This is a genomic window from Pseudomonas sp. 43(2021) (assembly GCF_017490805.1).
Lineage (GTDB): Bacteria > Pseudomonadota > Gammaproteobacteria > Pseudomonadales > Pseudomonadaceae > Aquipseudomonas.
Window position 1 is genome coordinate 1 of the sequence record NZ_JAFGYJ010000376.1, and the last position, 484, is coordinate 484.

The 484-nt window shown below is 62.6% G+C and carries 1 protein-coding gene; it reads right to left on the reverse strand.

Translation table 11 applies throughout. The features are described 5' to 3' along the window. Positions 1 to 484, reverse strand: a 484-nt coding sequence (locus tag J5M71_RS27725) for an S-methyl-5'-thioinosine phosphorylase (RefSeq protein ID WP_207838767.1), incomplete at both ends; no start/stop codon positions are given.

Sequence of the window (484 nt, forward strand, 5' to 3'; positions counted from 1 at the left end):
ATTTCAGCCATGGTGATGACTTCGGTGGTTTTGCCGGCTGCCGGATTCACCACCAGCGCCAGACAGGCGTAATCCAGATCCAGCTCGCGGGCCAGCGCCGCTTCCGGCATGCCGGTCATGCCGACGATGTCGCAGCCGTCACGCTCCAGTCGCACGATCTCGGCGACCGTTTCCAGACGCGGACCCTGGGTGCAGGCGTACACGCCTTGATCGCTGTATTCGCAGCCTTCGGCGGCGACCGCGGCAATCAGTTGCTGACGCAACGGCTCGCTGTAGGGAAAGCTGAAATCGATGTGGGTGACGTGTTCCAGATCATCGGCGAAATAGGTGTGCTCGCGCCCACTGGTGTAGTCGACGATCTGGTGCGGCACGCAGAAATGCCCGGTGCCCATGGCCGGATGAATCCCGCCCACTGCATTCACGGCGATGATCGCTTCGGCACCCGCCTGCTTCAGCGCCCACAGATTGGCGCGGTAGTTGACCT